This is a genomic window from Kitasatospora sp. NPDC001664, from assembly GCF_053596675.1.
Window position 1 is genome coordinate 1 of sequence record NZ_JBSFGS010000026.1, and the last position, 15948, is coordinate 15948.

15 protein-coding genes and 1 tRNA gene are annotated in these 15948 nt (G+C 71.4%); 4 read left to right on the forward strand and 12 right to left on the reverse strand.

The features are described from left to right. The 5 genes from ACWCYY_RS30430 to ACWCYY_RS30450 all read right to left on the reverse strand — a co-directional run. The coding region (locus tag ACWCYY_RS30430) for a glycoside hydrolase family 13 protein (protein WP_449797911.1) at positions 1 to 1405 on the reverse strand (1405 nt) is incomplete at its 3' end. Between the two features lie 35 nt (positions 1406 to 1440). Next, entirely contained in the window at positions 1441 to 2325 is an 885-nt protein-coding gene (locus tag ACWCYY_RS30435; RefSeq protein ID WP_345290923.1) for a carbohydrate ABC transporter permease, read from the reverse strand. Between the two features lie 12 nt (positions 2326 to 2337). Continuing rightward, entirely contained in the window at positions 2338 to 3210 is an 873-nt protein-coding gene (locus ACWCYY_RS30440) for a carbohydrate ABC transporter permease (RefSeq protein ID WP_449797851.1), read from the reverse strand. Beyond that, the gene (locus ACWCYY_RS30445; protein WP_449797852.1) at positions 3207 to 4595 is read right to left on the reverse strand and encodes an ABC transporter substrate-binding protein; all 1389 of its coding nucleotides are present in this window, start codon (positions 4593 to 4595) and stop codon (positions 3207 to 3209) included. Before ACWCYY_RS30445 ends, ACWCYY_RS30440 begins: the two co-directional genes overlap by 4 nt. A 459-nt stretch (positions 4596 to 5054) precedes the next feature. Continuing rightward, positions 5055 to 5128: transfer RNA gene (locus tag ACWCYY_RS30450), tRNA-Thr, on the reverse strand. 256 nt (positions 5129 to 5384) lie between these two features. On the opposite strand from ACWCYY_RS30450, the gene ACWCYY_RS30455 reads away from it, so the two are divergent. From ACWCYY_RS30455 to ACWCYY_RS30465, 3 genes are all read left to right on the forward strand, one after another. Next, positions 5385 to 6476: an ABC transporter ATP-binding protein gene (locus tag ACWCYY_RS30455; RefSeq protein WP_449797853.1), complete on the forward strand. Its 1092-nt coding sequence runs from the start codon at positions 5385 to 5387 to the stop codon at positions 6474 to 6476. A 146-nt stretch (positions 6477 to 6622) separates the two neighbouring features. Beyond that, entirely contained in the window at positions 6623 to 7060 is a 438-nt protein-coding gene (locus tag ACWCYY_RS30460) for a hypothetical protein (RefSeq protein WP_345290927.1), read from the forward strand. Positions 7061 to 7185: 125 nt separating this feature from the next. Beyond that, the gene (locus ACWCYY_RS30465; RefSeq protein WP_345290928.1) at positions 7186 to 7932 is read left to right on the forward strand and encodes a nucleotidyltransferase family protein; all 747 of its coding nucleotides are present in this window, start codon (positions 7186 to 7188) and stop codon (positions 7930 to 7932) included. 115 nt (positions 7933 to 8047) lie between these two features. On the opposite strand, the gene ACWCYY_RS30470 is transcribed toward ACWCYY_RS30465, so the two are convergent. From ACWCYY_RS30470 to ACWCYY_RS30500, 7 genes are all read right to left on the reverse strand, one after another. Continuing rightward, entirely contained in the window at positions 8048 to 9589 is a 1542-nt protein-coding gene (locus ACWCYY_RS30470; protein ID WP_345290929.1) for a DoxX family protein, read from the reverse strand. A gap of 181 nt (positions 9590 to 9770) precedes the next feature. Further along, the gene (gene rlmB / locus ACWCYY_RS30475) at positions 9771 to 10763 is read right to left on the reverse strand and encodes a 23S rRNA (guanosine(2251)-2'-O)-methyltransferase RlmB (RefSeq protein ID WP_345290930.1); all 993 of its coding nucleotides are present in this window, start codon (positions 10761 to 10763) and stop codon (positions 9771 to 9773) included. A gap of 118 nt (positions 10764 to 10881) precedes the next feature. Beyond that, positions 10882 to 12276 (reverse strand): cysteine--tRNA ligase, encoded by a 1395-nt coding sequence (cysS, locus tag ACWCYY_RS30480; RefSeq protein WP_345290931.1) that lies wholly within the window; start codon positions 12274 to 12276, stop codon positions 10882 to 10884. Positions 12277 to 12348: 72 nt separating this feature from the next. Beyond that, positions 12349 to 12741 (reverse strand): PPOX class F420-dependent oxidoreductase, encoded by a 393-nt coding sequence (locus tag ACWCYY_RS30485; RefSeq protein WP_345290932.1) that lies wholly within the window; start codon positions 12739 to 12741, stop codon positions 12349 to 12351. 99 nt (positions 12742 to 12840) lie between these two features. Continuing rightward, positions 12841 to 13335, reverse strand: coding sequence for a 2-C-methyl-D-erythritol 2,4-cyclodiphosphate synthase (gene ispF, locus ACWCYY_RS30490; RefSeq protein ID WP_345290933.1), 495 nt, complete (start codon positions 13333 to 13335; stop codon positions 12841 to 12843). Next, positions 13325 to 14113, reverse strand: a complete 789-nt coding sequence (gene ispD / locus ACWCYY_RS30495) for a 2-C-methyl-D-erythritol 4-phosphate cytidylyltransferase (protein ID WP_380149559.1) — start codon at positions 14111 to 14113, stop codon at positions 13325 to 13327. The genes ispF and ispD overlap by 11 nt, the downstream gene beginning before the upstream one ends. A 224-nt stretch (positions 14114 to 14337) precedes the next feature. Further along, positions 14338 to 14820, reverse strand: coding sequence for a CarD family transcriptional regulator (locus tag ACWCYY_RS30500; protein WP_030244332.1), 483 nt, complete (start codon positions 14818 to 14820; stop codon positions 14338 to 14340). Between the two features lie 363 nt (positions 14821 to 15183). Here ACWCYY_RS30500 and ACWCYY_RS30505 point away from each other — a divergent pair, with 363 nt between their 5' ends. Continuing rightward, complete coding sequence (locus ACWCYY_RS30505) at positions 15184 to 15876, forward strand: DUF461 domain-containing protein (RefSeq protein WP_449797854.1); 693 nt, start codon at positions 15184 to 15186, stop codon at positions 15874 to 15876. Positions 15877 to 15948: the final 72 nt, after the last annotated feature.

Here is a 15948-nt window from a genome sequence, read left to right on the forward strand (position 1 = left end):
GCCGCCGGCGCCCTGGACCAGTTCGAAGTGGCCGTTGTTGGAGACGTTGGCGGAGCCCTGGAACATCTAGCGGGGCCCAGTCGGCCGGCTGCGGGAGCCAGGGCTCGGCCGTCGAATCCTGGCTGAACCCGTACGGGGGTCGGTCGCCCGACCAGGGGAGCGGCACCCGGCAGCCGTCGCGGCCGGGGTCGGTGCCGCCGGAGCGGAAGTGCATCGGGTCCTGGAGCCGGTCCAGCGGCAGGTTCTCCACCTCGGGCAGGCCCAGCTCCTCGCCCTGGTACAGGTAGACCGCACCGGGCAGGGCCAGCGAGAGCAGCGCGGCGGCCCGGGCCCGGCGCAGGCCGAGCGCCGGGTCGGTCGGGGTGCCCCAGCGCTTGGCGGCGAAGTCGAAGCGGGTGTCCCGGCGGCCGTAGCGGGTGACGGTGCGGGTGACGTCGTGGTTGCAGAGCACCCAGGTGGCCGGCGCGCCGACGGGCGCGTGCAGGGCCAGGGTGGAGTCGATCGACTCGCGCAGCGCGGCGGCGTCCCAGGGGCGGGCCAGGAAGTCGAAGTTGAAGGCCGTGTGCAGTTCGTCCGGGCGCAGGTAGCGGGCGAACCGTTCGGCGTCCGGCAGCCAGACCTCGCCGACCAGGATCCGGGTGCCGGGGTACTCGTCGGCGATCGCCCGCCAGGAGCGGTAGATCGCGTGCAGCTCCTCCCGGTCGGTGTAGGGGTGCGGGTCGGTGCCCTTCACGAAGTCGGGCAGCTCCGGGTCCTTGGCGAGCAGCGCGGCGGAGTCGATCCGCACGCCCGCCGCGCCGCGGTCGAACCAGAACCGGAGGATCTCCTCGTGCTCGGAACGCACCAGCGGATGAGCCCAGTTGAGGTCCGGCTGCTGGGTGGCGAACAGGTGCAGGTACCAGCTGCCGTCCTCGATCCTGGTCCACGGGCAGCCGCCGAACTCGGAGACCCAGTCGTTCGGCGGGATCTCCCCGTGCTCACCCCGGCCCTGCTTGAAGTGGAACAGCTCCCGCTCCGGGCTGCCCGGTCCCGCCGCCAACGCGGCCTTGAACCAGGGGTGTTGGTCGGAGACGTGGTTGGGCACCACGTCCACCACCGTCCTGATGCCGAGCTCCAGCGCCTCGGTGATCAGCAGCTCGGCCTCCTCCAGGGTGCCGAACAGCGGGTCCACGCCCCGGTAGTCGGCCACGTCGTAGCCGCCGTCCGCCATCGGCGAGGGGTACCAGGGGTTGAACCAGACGGCGTCCACTCCGAGTTCGGCCAGGTAGGGCAGCCGGGCGCGGACTCCGGCCAGGTCTCCCGTGCCGTCGCCGTTCCCGTCGGCGAAACTGCGCGGGTACACCTGGTAGATGGCCGCGTCGCGCCACCAGTCGGAGCGGTCGGGCGGGGATTGCTGTCCCACGATCGAGGTCCTTTCGGATCGGCGCCCGGGCCCCGGCCTCAGCCTTTGAGCCCACCCGAGGTGAGCCCGGACATGATGTTGCGTTGGAAGAGCAGGAAGAAGGCGATGGTCGGCAGCGAGGCGATCGCCAGCGCGGCGATGATGACGTTCTGCGGCACGCCCATGGCCAGGGACTTGATGCCGATGTTCAGCGTCTGGTTGGCCGGGTCCGGCTGGACCAGCATCGGCCAGAGGAAGTCCTTCCAGACGTTCACCACGGCGAAGATGGAGACCACTCCGAGGATCGGCCGCGACATCGGCAGCACGATCGAGGCCAGGGTCCGCATCGGGCCGGCCCCGTCGATCGCGGCGGCCGCGAGCAGGTCGGCCGGGATGGAGTCGAAGAAGCGCTTCAGCAGGAAGATGTTGAAGGCGTTGGCCACCGTGGGCAGCCAGATCGCCCACGGGGTGTTCACCAGGTTGAGGTGGAGCACCGGCAGGTCAAGCACCGTCAGGTACTGCGGCACGATGAGGACCGCCGCCGGGATCATCAGGGTGGCCAGCATCATGCCGAGGATCACGTTCCCCAGCACCGGCCGGAGCTTGGAGAGCGCGTACGCCGCCGCCACGTCGAACACCAGCTGGAAGGCGAGCGCCCCCAGCGCGTAGTACAGCGTGTTGAACAGCAGCCTGCCGAGCCTCAGCTGGCTCCAGGCCGTGGCGTACGTCTCCGGATGCAGCTCGCTCGGGAAGAGCGTCGGCGGGTTCTGCACCACTTCGGCAGTGGACTTCAGACCGCCGGTCACCAGCCAGTACAGCGGGCCCAGGAAGACCAGCGTGAAGCCGATGACGGTGACGGCCAGGACCACCCGGTAGAGCCACCTGCCGAGCGGACGGTCGAGTTGGGTCTGGGAGATCAGCGTCCGGGTCTGCGGCTCTGCCACCGGGCGTCCTTTCTAGTCGGCCGCCTTGCGGGACAGCCGCGCGTAGAGCACGGAGAAGCCCGCCAGCACCAGCAGCATGATCAGCCCGAGTGCGGAGGCGGCACCGTAGTTGTTGAAGTTGAAGGCGTACTGGTAGACCAGGAAGACCACGGTGGTGGTGGAGCCCTGCGGTCCGTTGCCCCCGGTCAGCAGGAAGGGCTCCACGAACACCTGCATGGTGGCCACGATCTGGAGCAGCAGCAGGAGCGAGAGGATCAGCCGGGTCTGCGGGATCGTCACGTGCCAGATCCGCCGCCAGATGCCGGCCCCGTCCAGCTCGGCCGCCTCGTACAGCTCCCCGGGGATGCCCTGGAGGGCCGCCAGGTAGATCAGCGTGGCGCCGCCCATGTTCATCCAGGTGGCCGCGATCACCACCGAGACCATCGCGGTGTCCGGCGAGTTGAGCCAGGCCGAGGTGGGCAGGTGCAGGGCCCGCAGGATGCTGTTGAAGAGCCCGAAGTCCGGATCGTAGAAGTACTTGAAGAGCAGCACCGAGGCGACCGGCGGCATCATCACCGGCAGGTACACCAGGATCCTCAAGTACGCCTTGGCGTGCCGCAGTTCGTTGAGCAGCACGGCCACGAAGAACGGCATCGCGAAGCCCAGTACCAGGGCCAGCAGGGTGAAGAGCAGGGTGTTGCCCCAGGCTTGCCAGAACGCCGGGTCCTGGAGCAGCTGTTCGACGTTGGCCCACCCGACCCAGGTGGTCCGCCCCCGCTTGGTGCGCTGGAAGCTCATCACGACTTCCCGCACCATCGGGTACCAGGTGAAGAAGCCGAAGCAGAGCAGCGCACCGATCAGGAAGCCGTGCGCCGTCAGCTGCTCCCGGACCCGACGTAGCGTCACTGCAGGCTCGCCAGGACCTGGTTGACCTGCGCCTCGGCCTCGCCCAGCAGCTTGGCGACGTCGGCGTTCTTGTCGGTCAGGACGGCGGAGACCGGGTTGTCCAGCACCTTGTAGATCTGCTGGGCGTTGGCCGGCTCGGTCTTGCCGGGCACCTGGACGGCCAGGTACGGCGCGTAGTTGGCGACCGGCACGGTGGCGCTGGCGGCCTTGGCCTTGTTGTCGCCCTCCAGCGACGCACCGGTGAAGAAGAACGGCTGCGGCAGGCCGACCGGCAGGCCGTCGGCCTTGGTCCGGGCGTAGTCGAACTGGCCCTTGCCGAGGGTCAGGTACTTGAAGTTGATCCAGGCGATGCCGGCCTTGATCTGCTCCGGGGTGGAGCCCTTCTTGAACATGTAGTCGTTGCCGCCGAGCAGCGCGGCCTTGCCGCCGATCATCGGGCCCATGCCGTAGTCGTCGTAGTTGCCCTTGAGCGTCTGCACCATGTAGGTGATGTCGTCCGGCGCGCCGATGTACATGCCGAGCTTGTCGGTCGACATCTGGGTCATCAGGTCGGGCCACTTGAGGCTCTGCGCGGCACCCATGCTGTTGTCGGTCCAGCGCATGTCGTACAGGTTCTGCAGGACCTGCTTGCCCTCGGGGGTGTTGAAGGCGGCCTTCTTGCCGTCCTCGCTCACCATCGAGCCGCCGAGGCCGTACAGCTCGGCGGTGTAGTGCCAGCCGCCCTGGTTGGTCGCGCTGTACTCGCCGTACCCGTTCACCCCGTTGCCCAGCGCGGCGATCTTCTTCGCCGCCTCCCGGACCTCCGCCCAGGTGGTCGGGGGCTTCTCCGGGTCCAGACCGGCCTGCTTGAACAGCTTCCGGTTGTACAGCAGGCCCATCTTGTAGTTGGAGGTCGGCAGGCCGTAGAGCTTGCCGCCGTCCTTCAGGGTGGCCAGCACCGAGGGGTCGATGTCCTTGAGCGCCGGGACGGTCTGCTCGTTGACGTACGCGGAGATGTCCTCCGCCGCACCCTCGTCCAGCACCTGCTGCAGGTCGGTGAAGTAGGTGTAGAAGACGTCGGTCTGCGTCTTGCCCTTCAGCTGGGCCGTGAACGGCGCCGGCTCCTCGCAGGGCGAGGCGTCCTTGCTCTTGATCGTCACGTTCGGGTACAGCTTCCCGAACGCCGCGACGTCCTCGTCCCACTGCTTGCGCTCCGCCGCCTTGGTCACCGGCGGCTGGCAGTCCACGCTGATCGTCACCTTCGCCGACGCATCCAGCGTGGCGCCCCCACTCGCCTTGCCGTCCTCGCTCCCTCCCCCTGAACTCCCGCACGCGGCAAGCGACATGGCCATCCCTGCGGCCAACGCGACGACGACGGATCTGTGGACGATCCCAGCTCTGCTCATGACGGAGGAACCCTTCTGCGGGCACGGGTGGGTGGGGTGCCGCGGCACTCACCGGCGGCACGCACATGTAACCACCGCCCGACAGATGACCACAAGATGTCGACAGAGTTTCGCAAAAACACGACAGAGTTGCGTAGGTCATCTCCCGCCCCGAGATTTCGGGCCGCCGACGACGGCCTTCACAGCGGACCAGCACGACTGGGCGGGCACGTCCTGCGGATGCGACCAACCAGACACCCACGTCGTCGAGTTGCTCATCCGGCTGGTCACGGGCCGGGAAGCCTCCGGCGTCACGCCGGTCTCCTTCGAGGGCCACCTGCACCCGCCCTCGCACACCGACGCGTCCGCCGAGGGGCCCGCCACCTGCCGCGGGACGGCGGCCACCCCCCCTGGGAGTGCCCCCGGGAACGACGGTGGGGCGCAGCGGCCGACAGCCGCTGCGCCCCACCGGGATCGCTGAGCCCCCTGTCGGGTTCGAACCGACGACCCCCGCTTTACAAGAGCGGTGCTCTGGCCAGCTGAGCTAAGGAGGCACGGTGACCGTCCGCGGCGAGGCCACGGCGGCACCAGTGGGCAGTGTACCGGTCGGGTGTGGGGACTGTGATCGGATTGATGCCGGATTCGGGGGCCGGAAGGGGCTGACAATCGGACGATCGGGCAGGTAGCGTCGCCAGGAAGTCGTCCGGGGGCGGGTGGTCCAGACCACCTGACCGAGGGACGGCGGACGACAACTCCACCCCTTTACTCGGATCGTCCGGCACGTTCCTGCCGGTGAAGGAGCGCAGAAGCATGGCTTCGGTCACGTACGACAAGGCCACCCGTGTCTACCCGGGTGCCACCAAGCCGTCGGTCGACGGTCTGGACCTGCACATCGAGGACGGCGAGTTCCTCGTCCTGGTCGGCCCCTCCGGCTGTGGCAAGTCCACCAGCCTCCGGATGCTCGCCGGCCTGGAGGACGTCAACGGCGGTGCGATCCGCATCGGCGACCGCGACGTCACCCACCTGCCGCCGAAGGACCGGGACATCGCGATGGTGTTCCAGAACTACGCGCTCTACCCGCACATGACCGTCGCGGACAACATGGGCTTCGCGCTCAAGATCGCCGGCGTCAACAAGAGCGAGATCCGCACCAAGGTCGAAGAGGCCGCGAAGATCCTCGACCTGACCGACTACCTGGACCGCAAGCCGAAGGCGCTCTCCGGCGGTCAGCGCCAGCGCGTCGCGATGGGCCGCGCGATCGTCCGCGAGCCGCAGGTCTTCCTGATGGACGAGCCGCTGTCGAACCTCGACGCCAAGCTCCGCGTCTCGACCCGCACCCAGATCGCCTCGCTCCAGCGCCGCCTGGGCATCACCACCGTCTACGTGACGCACGACCAGGTCGAGGCCATGACCATGGGCGACCGCGTCGCGGTGCTCAAGGACGGTCTGCTCCAGCAGGTCGACAGCCCGCGCAACATGTACGACCGCCCGGCGAACCTCTTCGTGGCCGGCTTCATCGGCTCGCCCGCGATGAACCTGATCGACGTCCCGCTGGTCGACGGCGGCGTGAAGTTCGGCGGCTCGATCGTCAACATCTCCCGCGAGGACCTGGCCGGCGCCGGCACCGACAAGAGCGTCACCGTCGGCATCCGCCCGGAGCACTTCGAGATCGTCCCGGCGGGCGGCATCGAGGGCGTCGCGGTCACCGTCAACGTGGTCGAGGAGCTCGGCGCGGACGGCTTCGTCTACGGCACCACCAAGATCGGTGGCGAGGACAAGGACATCGTCGTGCGCGTGCACGGCCGTCAGATCCCGCAGAAGGGCGAGACCGTCCACGTCGTCCCGACCGGCGGCGAGACCCACGTCTTCAACACCACCACCGGTGCCCGCCTGAGCGCCTGATCCTGACGGATCGTCATACGAAGGCCCCCGTCCGAGCGGACGGGGGCCTTCGGCGTCAACCCGGGCGGGGGACGAAACCGGACACGCGTCACTCATTGGGGTAACGGAGAGCCACCGGAGCCCGACACGCCGCTACGCTCTCGTGCGTGAAGCAACTCGTGCGCCGCATCGGCCAGACCGTTGCCCTGACCCTGCCCGTGATCCTGGTGACCACCGGCACGCTCGCCGTCACCCGCGTCCCGTGGGCACCGCCCACCGGCCTCGACCAGCAGGTGGTCGCGGCCTCCAGCGGCGACGGCACCATCGGGCGCAGCGCGACCGCCGCGAACACCGACGGGATGTCCCCCAAGGAAGCCCTCCGCACCGACCTGATGACGGAGCTGCGCAACCACAACCCGGGCACCGCGCTCGACCTGCTGGAGCGCTCCATGCGGGAGAAGCCCGCACTCACCCCGTACTGCACCGAGCTGGCCGCCGACCTCGGCCGGGCCGCCGTGCGCAAGTACCAGGGCGACGTGCAGCGGGCCCGCACCTTCGCCCGGCCGGTCTGCGACGGCTCCTTCGCCACCGGCGTGGTGGGCTGACACCCCCGGGGCCCTCGGTGCCGCGGCACGGGCCGCGGCACCGGCCGCCGCGTACGCATGCCGCGTGAGCTGCCGCGCGCGGCCAGGAGGGCGTCATCGGCCGTGCCTGGGCCTATCGTTCAGGCATGACCGCTGATTCCACCTCTCCCGCCCCGCACTCCCCGCTCGTGACGCAGGCCGTCATCCTGGCGGGCGGCCAGGGCTCCCGGCTGCGCCCCTACACCGACGACCGGCCGAAGCCGCTGGTCGAGATCCCGGGCACGGGCACCCCCATCGTCGGCCACCAGCTGGCCTGGCTCGCCGCCGAGGGGGTCACCGACGTGGTGATCTCCTGCGGCCACCTGGCCGAGGTCCTCCAGGACTGGCTCGACCGGACCGAACTCCCGGTCAGCGTCAGCACGGTGGTGGAGAGCGAGCCGCTCGGCCGTGGCGGCGGCCTCAAGTACGCCGCGAAGGCCCTGCCCCGGCCGGACGAGCCCTGGTACGCCACCAACGGCGACATCTGGACCAGGTTCAGCCTGCGCGAGATGGCCGCCTTCCACCACGAGCGGGACGCCGTTGCGACGCTCGCGCTGGCCCGGCCGCGGATCCCCTGGGGCGCGGTGGAGACCGACCAGTTCGGCAACGTGCTGGACTTCATCGAGGCGCCGCCCTCGCCCTTCCTCATCAACGCCGGCCTGTACGTCTTCGCGCCCGGCTTCCAGGACCTGCTGCCGGACGTCGGCGACCACGAGCGCACCACGTTCCCGCAGTTGGCGCGCGGCAAGCGGCTGGCGGGGTACCAGCTGCCGCAGGGGTGCTACTGGCGGGCGATCGACACCGCGAAGGACCTGACGGAGGCCGCCAAGGAGCTTGCCGCAGCGTCCAACTGAGGCTGCGTCAGGGAACGGAAGCGGGGCGCGAGGTGCTGCGCTGACCCGAACTCACCGGCTGTGGTGGGTTGGTCGCGCAGTTCCTCGCGCCCCTGGCTGCACTCCTCGTCAGTCGTCAGGCATCCACTCGCTGCCCGGCCGGGCCGGGGCCCATGCCGAGGAGGGGGGCGCCGAGGACACCGCCGAGGATGCCGCCGCCGCCCGTGGAGGAGGGCTTCGGCGCGGTGGAGGAGCCGCCGGTGGCACCCCGGGTGGTGCCGGCCGGAGTGCCGCCGCCGGTGCCGGCCTTGGTCGGCGAGGGTGCGGGGGGCGGCGTGTGGGGGCTCTCGGACTTGCCGGCCGAGGGCTTGGCCTTGGGGCTGCCGCTCTTGTTGGCCGAGGGGGCGGCCGGGGACGGGGTGGGCTTGGAGGACGGCGGCGGGGCCACCGGCATCGGGGCGTTGGAGGCGCCGCTGCCCGGCCACATCGGCGAACCGAAGTCCGTCGGCGGCTTGGCCGGCACCGGGCCGGTCCGTCCGCTGGTGCGGACCGCCGCGCCGAGCATGGAACCGATCAGCAGGGTCAGCCCGACCACCACGGCCGTCACCACGCCGCCGCGCCGCCAGATCCGGCGCCGGAGCGCGGCCGGGGCGGCGGCGCCGTAGCGGCGCCAGGCGTCCAGCGCGATCCGCCCGTCCAGCGAGCCGAACGGCGCGCCGGCGATCAGCAGCGGGCTCCACGCCACCAGGAAGATCAGGTCCGGGGTGTCGTAGACCGGCACCGCCCGCCAGCTGACGGTGAACAGCAGCGCGGCGGAGAGCAGCATCGCGGCACCGGCCGCGATCCGCTGCCAGAGGCCGAGCAGCGAGAGCACGCCGACCACGACCTGGGTGAACGCGACCGCCAGGCCCGCCCCGACCGGGTGGGCCATGGCGAAGTCCAGCAGCGGCTGGGCCACTCCCCACGGGTGCAGGGAGGAGAGCCAGCGCATCATCGAGCCGCGGTCACCGCCGTCGAAGTACACCGGGTCGCAGAGCTTGCTGAAGCCGGCGTAGACCGAGAGCGAGCCGAGCACGATCCGCAGCGGCAGCAGCACCAGCCCCAGGTCGACCTTCCGGCCGGGGTACCAGGCGTGCTTGGAGTCCGCGCCGACCGCCGAGACCTCGGGCAGCTCGCCCGCCGGGGCCCAGTCCTGCCGGGGCCGGACGGCCGCCGGTGCGGCGACCGGGGCCGGGGCCGGGGCGCCGCGGTAGGTCTCCAGCTGCTCGGTGTCGTCCTCCCCGACCGGGCGGGCCGGGGCCGGCACGGTGTTGAGGCGGACGGCCTCCAGCAGCTGGGTGGCCGCCTGGTCGCCGGGGGCCGCCTGGCCGGTCCAGGTGACGGCGGTGACCCGGCCCTTGCGCCGGGTGGCCGCGACGGAGCCGGCCAGCGCCGGCACCTGGGAGCCCGCCACCACGACCTGCGGGGTGACCATCGGCCGGGGGGCGAAGCCCGGGGGCAGCCCGTTGTTGGACGTCCCGTACGGGTCGCCGAAGGCGGCGCCGGGCGGGCCGTCGATCAGCGGGGCCACCGGGGCGGCGAGCCTGACCCGGAAGCTGGCCTGGGTACTGCTGAGCCTGGCCGGGTCCGACGGCACCTTGACCGTGTTGAGGCCGGGGCCGGCATCTATTCCCGCCATGCCGCCCGGGGCAGTGCGCCGAGGTGTTCTGGTGTCCACACCCGTCTAACCGGGTGACGGCCGGTTAGGACACTCTCCCGGGTGGATTCCTGACGGCGATTGAAGTGATCATGAGTAAACCGATCGGGCCTGGTCAGGCCCGATCGGTTTCCCGTTCCAAACGTACGACTACCCCTCAGGGCTACTGCTTGGCGCGCATCCGGGCGGCCTCGTAGAGCACGATGCCCGCCGCGACACCGGCGTTCAGCGACTCGGTCAGACCGGACATCGGGATCCGGACCCGGATGTCGCAGGTCTCCGAGACCAGGCGCGACAGGCCCTTGCCCTCGCTGCCCGCGACGATCACGACCGGGCCGGTGAGCGCCTCCAGGTCGGCCACCTCGGCCTCGCCGTCGGCCGCCAGGCCGACCACCATCAGACCGGCCTTCTGGTACGCCTCCAGCGCGCGGGTCAGGTTGGTGGCGCGCGCGACGGGCAGGCGCGCGGCGGCGCCCGAGGAGGTCTTCCAGGCACCGGCGGTCATCCCGGCGGCGCGCCGCTCGGGGATCACCACGCCGTGCGCCCCGAAGGCGGCGGCGGAGCGGACCACGGCGCCGAGGTTGCGCGAGTCGGTCACGCCGTCCAGGGCGATCACCAGCGCGTCCTCGCCGTTCTCGGCGGCGTCGGCCAGCAGGTCGTCCGGGTGCGCGTACTCGTACGGCGGGACCTGGAGCACCAGGCCCTGGTGGTTCATCCCGCCGGTCATCTGGTCCAGCTGCGGGCGCGGCGCTTCCATCAGCGGGACACCCCGCTCGTTGGCGGCCTGGACGGCCTCGCGCACCCGGTCGTCCATGTCGATGAACTGCTGCACGTACAGCGCGTTGGCCGGCACGCCGCCCTGCAGCGCCTCGACCACCGAGTTCCGGCCGAACACCAGCTCGGCCGAGCCGGCGCCACCGCGGCCGCCGCGGCCGCCGCCGCCGGAGCGGCGCATGCCGGCCCGCGACTTGGCGTCCATCTCGCGCTTGGTGGCGGCGTTGGCCTGCCGCTGCTTGACGTGGCCCTTGCGCGCCGAGGCGGGCGGGGTCGGGCCCTTGCCCTGGAGCGCCTTCCGGCTGTGGCCGCCGGTACCGACGGACGCGCCCTTCTTCGATCCGGGGTTGCGTCGGTTCCTGCGCTGGCTGTTGCCGGCCATGGCTGTACTTCCCTTGTCTGTCTCGCCCGCCCCGGCGACGACCGTCGGCGGCGGGCTCTGCGTCGTGCGGGTGGGCCGCACCGGTGAAGGTACGGCCCACCCGCGCCCCGAACCGGGGCTACTGGTTGTTGAGCGTCCAGCGCGAGCCGGTCGGGCCGTCCTCGACGGACAGTCCGGCCTGCGCCAGCTGGTCGCGGATCGCGTCCGCGGTCGCGAAGTCCTTGCGGGCCCGGGCGGCCTGGCGCTGGTCCAGCACCAGGCGGACCAGCGAGTCGACCACCGGGCGGAGGTCGTCGCCGCGCTCGGCTCCGGCCCACATCTCGTCCAACGGGTCGAGACCCAGCACACCGAGCATCGCACGGACCTCGGCGAGCCGCGCCACCGCGTTCTCCTTGTCGTCCGCGGCGAGGGCGCTGTTGCCCTGACGGACGGCGGTGTGCACCACGGCCAGCGCCTGCGGGACGCCCAGGTCGTCGTCCATCGCCTCGGCGAAGGCCAGCGGCACCTCGGGCGCCGCGTCCACCGGGCCGCAGGTCTCCACCGCGCGCTCGATGAAGTTCTCGATCCGGGCGAAGGCGGTCTCCGCCTCGCGCAGGGCCTCCTCGCTGTACTCGATCATCGACCGGTAGTGCGGGGCGGCCAGGTAGTAGCGGAGCACGATCGGACGCCAGGCCCGGACCATCTCGGAGACCAGCACCGAGTTCCCGAGCGACTTGGACATCTTCTCGCCGCTCATGGTGACCCAGGCGTTGTGCACCCAGAAGTTGGCGAACCCGTCGCCGAAGGCCTTGGACTGGGCGATCTCGTTCTCGTGGTGAGGGAAGATCAGGTCCAGCCCGCCGCCGTGGATGTCGAAGGCGGTGCCCAGGTACTTGTGCGCCATGGCCGAGCACTCCAGGTGCCAGCCCGGGCGGCCGCGGCCCCAGGGGGTGTCCCAGCTGGGCTCGCCCTCCTTGGCCCGCTTCCACATCGCGAAGTCGCGCGGGTCGCGCTTGCCGGTCTCGCCCGCCGACTCGGGCTGCAGCAGGTTGTCCAACTCCTGGTTGGAGAGCTCCAGGTAGTCCGGGTAGGTGGTCACGGCGAAGTAGACGTTGCCGTCCGCCTCGTAGGCGTGGCCGCGCTCGATCAGGCCCTGCATCATCTCGATCATCTCGGGCACGTGCCCGGTGGCCCGCGGCTCGATCGAGGGCGGCAGGCAGCCGAGGGCGGTGTAACCCTCGCTGAACGCGCGCTCGTTGACGGAGGCGACCTGCCACCACGGGACGCCGAGGGCGTGCCCCTTGGCGATCACCTTGTCGTCGATGTCGGTGACGTTCCGGACGAAGGTGACCTGGTAGCCGCGGTAGCCGAACCAACGGCGCATCACGTCGAAGTTCAGGCCGGACCGGATGTGCCCGATGTGCGGGGGCGCCTGGACGGTCGCGCCACACAGGTACATCGAGACACAGCCCGGTACAAGCGGGACGAAGTCGCGTACCTGGCGGGTGCTGGTGTCGTACAGGCGAAGGCTCACAGCGTCAAGCGTAGTGGGCACCGGGGGGTGCCCCGCCACCTTTCCGTCATGGCCCCGTCGGATCGGGCCGGTTCAGAGGTTCCCGACCGCCTTGCGGGCCGCCAGGCGGCACACCACCCGGACGTCGTCCGGCCCGTCGTAGCCGTAGTCCTCGCCCCGGTACTTGCGCGACAGCTCGTCGATCAGCTCCCGCCCGCCCTCACGGACCATCACCACCTCGCCCCGCAGCTCCAGGTAGGTGTACGGGTGGTCCGGCGGGTTGACCAGCAGGGTGATCCGCGGGTCGCGGAGCATGTTGAGGTGCTTGCGGCGCCCCTCGACGGTGGAGAACAGCACCTCGTCCCCGTCCCGCCTGACCCAGACCACCGAGGACTGGGGGCTGCCGTCCGGCTGCACGGTGCTCACCACCGCGAAGGTCTTCCCGTCGAACAGCGCCCTGGCCCGCTCGGAGAGCTCTACCGCCATCGTGGTCCCTTTCCCTCGGCGTCCCCGGGGAACGGTACTGACCGGCGGGCGGCACACGGGAGTTGAACACCCGTCAGCCATCCGAACGGACCAACGGCGTCAACCCGCCCGGTACACCAGGGCGGTGGCGATCGCGGCCAGGCCCTCGGCCCGGCCGGTGAGCCCCAGCCCGTCGGTGGTGGTGCCGGAGACCGAGACTGGGGCGCCCACGGCCGCCGAGAGCGCCGCCTGGGCCTCCGCGCGCCGCTTGCCGATCTTCGGGCGGACGCCGATCACCTGGATCGCCACGTTCCCGATCTCGAAGCCCTCGGCCCGGACGATCCGGGCCGCCTCGGTCAGCAGCGCGACGCCCGAGGCGCCGGACCACTCGGGGCGGTCGGTGCCGAAGTGCGCGCCCAGGTCACCGACCCCGGCGGCCGAGAACAGCGCGTCGCAGGCGGCGTGCGCGGCCACGTCCGCGTCCGAGTGACCGGCCAGCCCGTCCCCGGCGCCCGGCCACTCCAGGCCGGCCACCCGGAGCGGGCGCCCGGCCTCGAAGGCGTGCACGTCGGTGCCGATCCCGACCAGCGGGATCACGGGGGTGTCAGAAGCCATCGGAGGCCCTCCTGCGGGCGAGCACGGCCTCGGCGAGCACGAGGTCCAGCGGACGGGTGACCTTGAAGGCCTCTTCGTGGCCCGGGACGACCACCACGGTGCCGCCGAAGTGCTCGACCATCCCGGCGTCGTCGGTGACGGTGAGCCCCGGCTCGACCAGCGCCCGCTCGTGCACCTCGGCCAGCAGCTCCCGGCGGAAGCCCTGCGGCGTCTGCACCGCGCGCAGCGAGGACCGGTCCGGGGTCTCCAGCACCGGCTCGGGCCGCCCGCCCGGCTGCGGCTCGACCCGCTTGACGGTGTCCGCCAGCGGCACCGCCGGCACCACCGCCCCGGCACCGCCCTTCACGGCGGCCGCCACCGCGTCCACCACCTCGACCGGCACCAGCGGCCGGGCCGCGTCGTGCACCAGCACCACCGGCACGTCGGCCGGGATCGCGGCCAGACCGAGCCGGACCGACTCCTGCCTGGTCGCCCCGCCGGCCACCACCCGGACGTCCTTGCCGTCCAGCCCGTGGCTGTCCAGCAGTCCGACCACCTCGGCCACGCCGTCCGGCGGCGCGGCCACCACCACCAGCCCGACCGCCCGGCTCCGGGCCAGCGCCCGGACGGCGTGCACCAGCAGGGGCACCCCTCCGAGTTCCCGCAGGGCCTTCGGGGCACCGGGCCCCAGCCGCTCGCCCCGCCCTGCGGCGGGGACCACGGCCGCTGCGACTGCTGCCGTACCGTTCAGGGTTCGCTCCTTCGGCGCTGTGCTGCATCCATGCCGTACTGCATTCATGTTTTACGCCCGCGGCCCGGTGGGTATGGCCCTGGCGAAGCCGAACGAGGCGCGCCGGTCCCCTTCCGAAGCCGGCCCGCCCCCGCCAGGCCTCACACCGAGTGACCGGGGCGGCTCGTCCCCGGGTACGCCGAAGCGCCCGGGCTGCCGGGCCGCACCGGGGCCACGTTACGTGACCGCGGTGAGTGCACCGACATCGGGCGCTTCGAACTGCGGTGGACCGCTTACGAGGCCAGGACCTCGTCGAGCAGCGTCTCCGCCTTGTCCTCGTTGGTGTTCTCCGCGAGAGCGAGCTCGCTGACCAGGATCTGGCGCGCCTTGGCGAGCATCCGCTTCTCGCCGGCCGACAGACCGCGCTCGCGCTCGCGACGCCACAGGTCGCGGACGACCTCGGCAACCTTGATCACATCGCCGGAGGCGAGCTTCTCGAGGTTCGCCTTGTACCGGCGGGACCAGTTGGTGGGCTCCTCCGTGTACGGGGCGCGGAGCACCTCGAACACCCGGTCCAGACCCTCCTGGCCGACGACGTCACGCACGCCGACGAACTCCGCGTTCTCCGCGGGGACGCGCAGCGTCAAGTCTCCCTGCTGCACCTTCAGCACCAGGTAGGTCTTGTCCACACCTTTGATCTGGCGAATCTCGATGGCCTCGATGAGCGCGGCCCCGTGATGGGGGTAGACCACCGTGTCGCCAACCTTGAACGTCATGTGACAGGACCCCTTCCGTGGCTTACCAGAATAACACGGTTCGCCGTCCACCCGAAGGGCGTTTTCGCAGGTCAGGGCGGGTCTCGGGGCTTGACAAGGACCCCTCCGGCATGCTGCGACCCGTGTTCGACGGGGCCTTCCCGCAGGTCGGAGGTGGTCTGCACACCTGACGAAACCTCTGGCAACACTCCCGAAACCATGATTGGATCATGAGTTTTTGCCGTATACGCGTACGGGACGTGCTCGCGGCACCCGACGGGGCGGTCCGAGCGCGACACGGGGCCACCCCGTGATGAGCGGATATGCGCGGTCGGTAATCTGAGTCCTGACCACCGATCAGATACCCAAGGAGATGCCGCCGCCGTGAGCCGCAGCCTTCGTCGCGGCGCAGTCGCCGCCGTCGCCCTCGCCGCGATCCTCCCGCTGTCCGCCTGTGCCGCCGGGACCAGCCCCGCGACCCTGCAGGTCAAGCCGGACAACGCCTCGACCTCGATCGGGACCACCCTCAGGCTCAACAACATCGTGGTGGTGACCGCGGCGGGAGCCAAGTCCGACCACGCCGGCCCGGCCAACGTCTCGGTGAACATCAGCAACACCGGCTCCGGCCCGGAGGTCCTGAGGTCGGTGGAGCTGGCCGAGGGCGGCGCCGCGACCTTCGCCGACTCCAAGGGTGCCCCGCTGACCGAGATCGTCATCCCGGCGGGCGGCTCCGTGCTGCTCGGCGGCGAGGACCAGCCGGTCGCCAAGGTCGCCTCCGCCAAGGTGGAGATCGGCGGCAACGCCAAGGTCGCCTTCGGCTTCGGCACCGCCGGGAAGGTCGAGACCGAGGCCCAGGTGCACACGGGCGAGGGCATGTACCGCGGCTTCGGCCCGGCCGCCGCCGCCCCGTCGAAGCCCGCCACCGCGCCCTCCGCCTCGCCCTCCGCGTCCGCCTCGCCCAGCGCTTCGGCGTCGGCCAGCGCGTCGGCCTCGGCTTCGGCTTCGGCCGGTGCCTCCGCGAGCGGTTCGGCCTCGCCGTCCGCCTCGGGCAGCTCCACCGCCGCCGCCTCGCACTGACGTCCCGTCGGGGACGCCCGAAGGCCCCCGCTCGGTTCGAGCGGGGGCCTTCGGGCGCGTACGGGCCGGTGC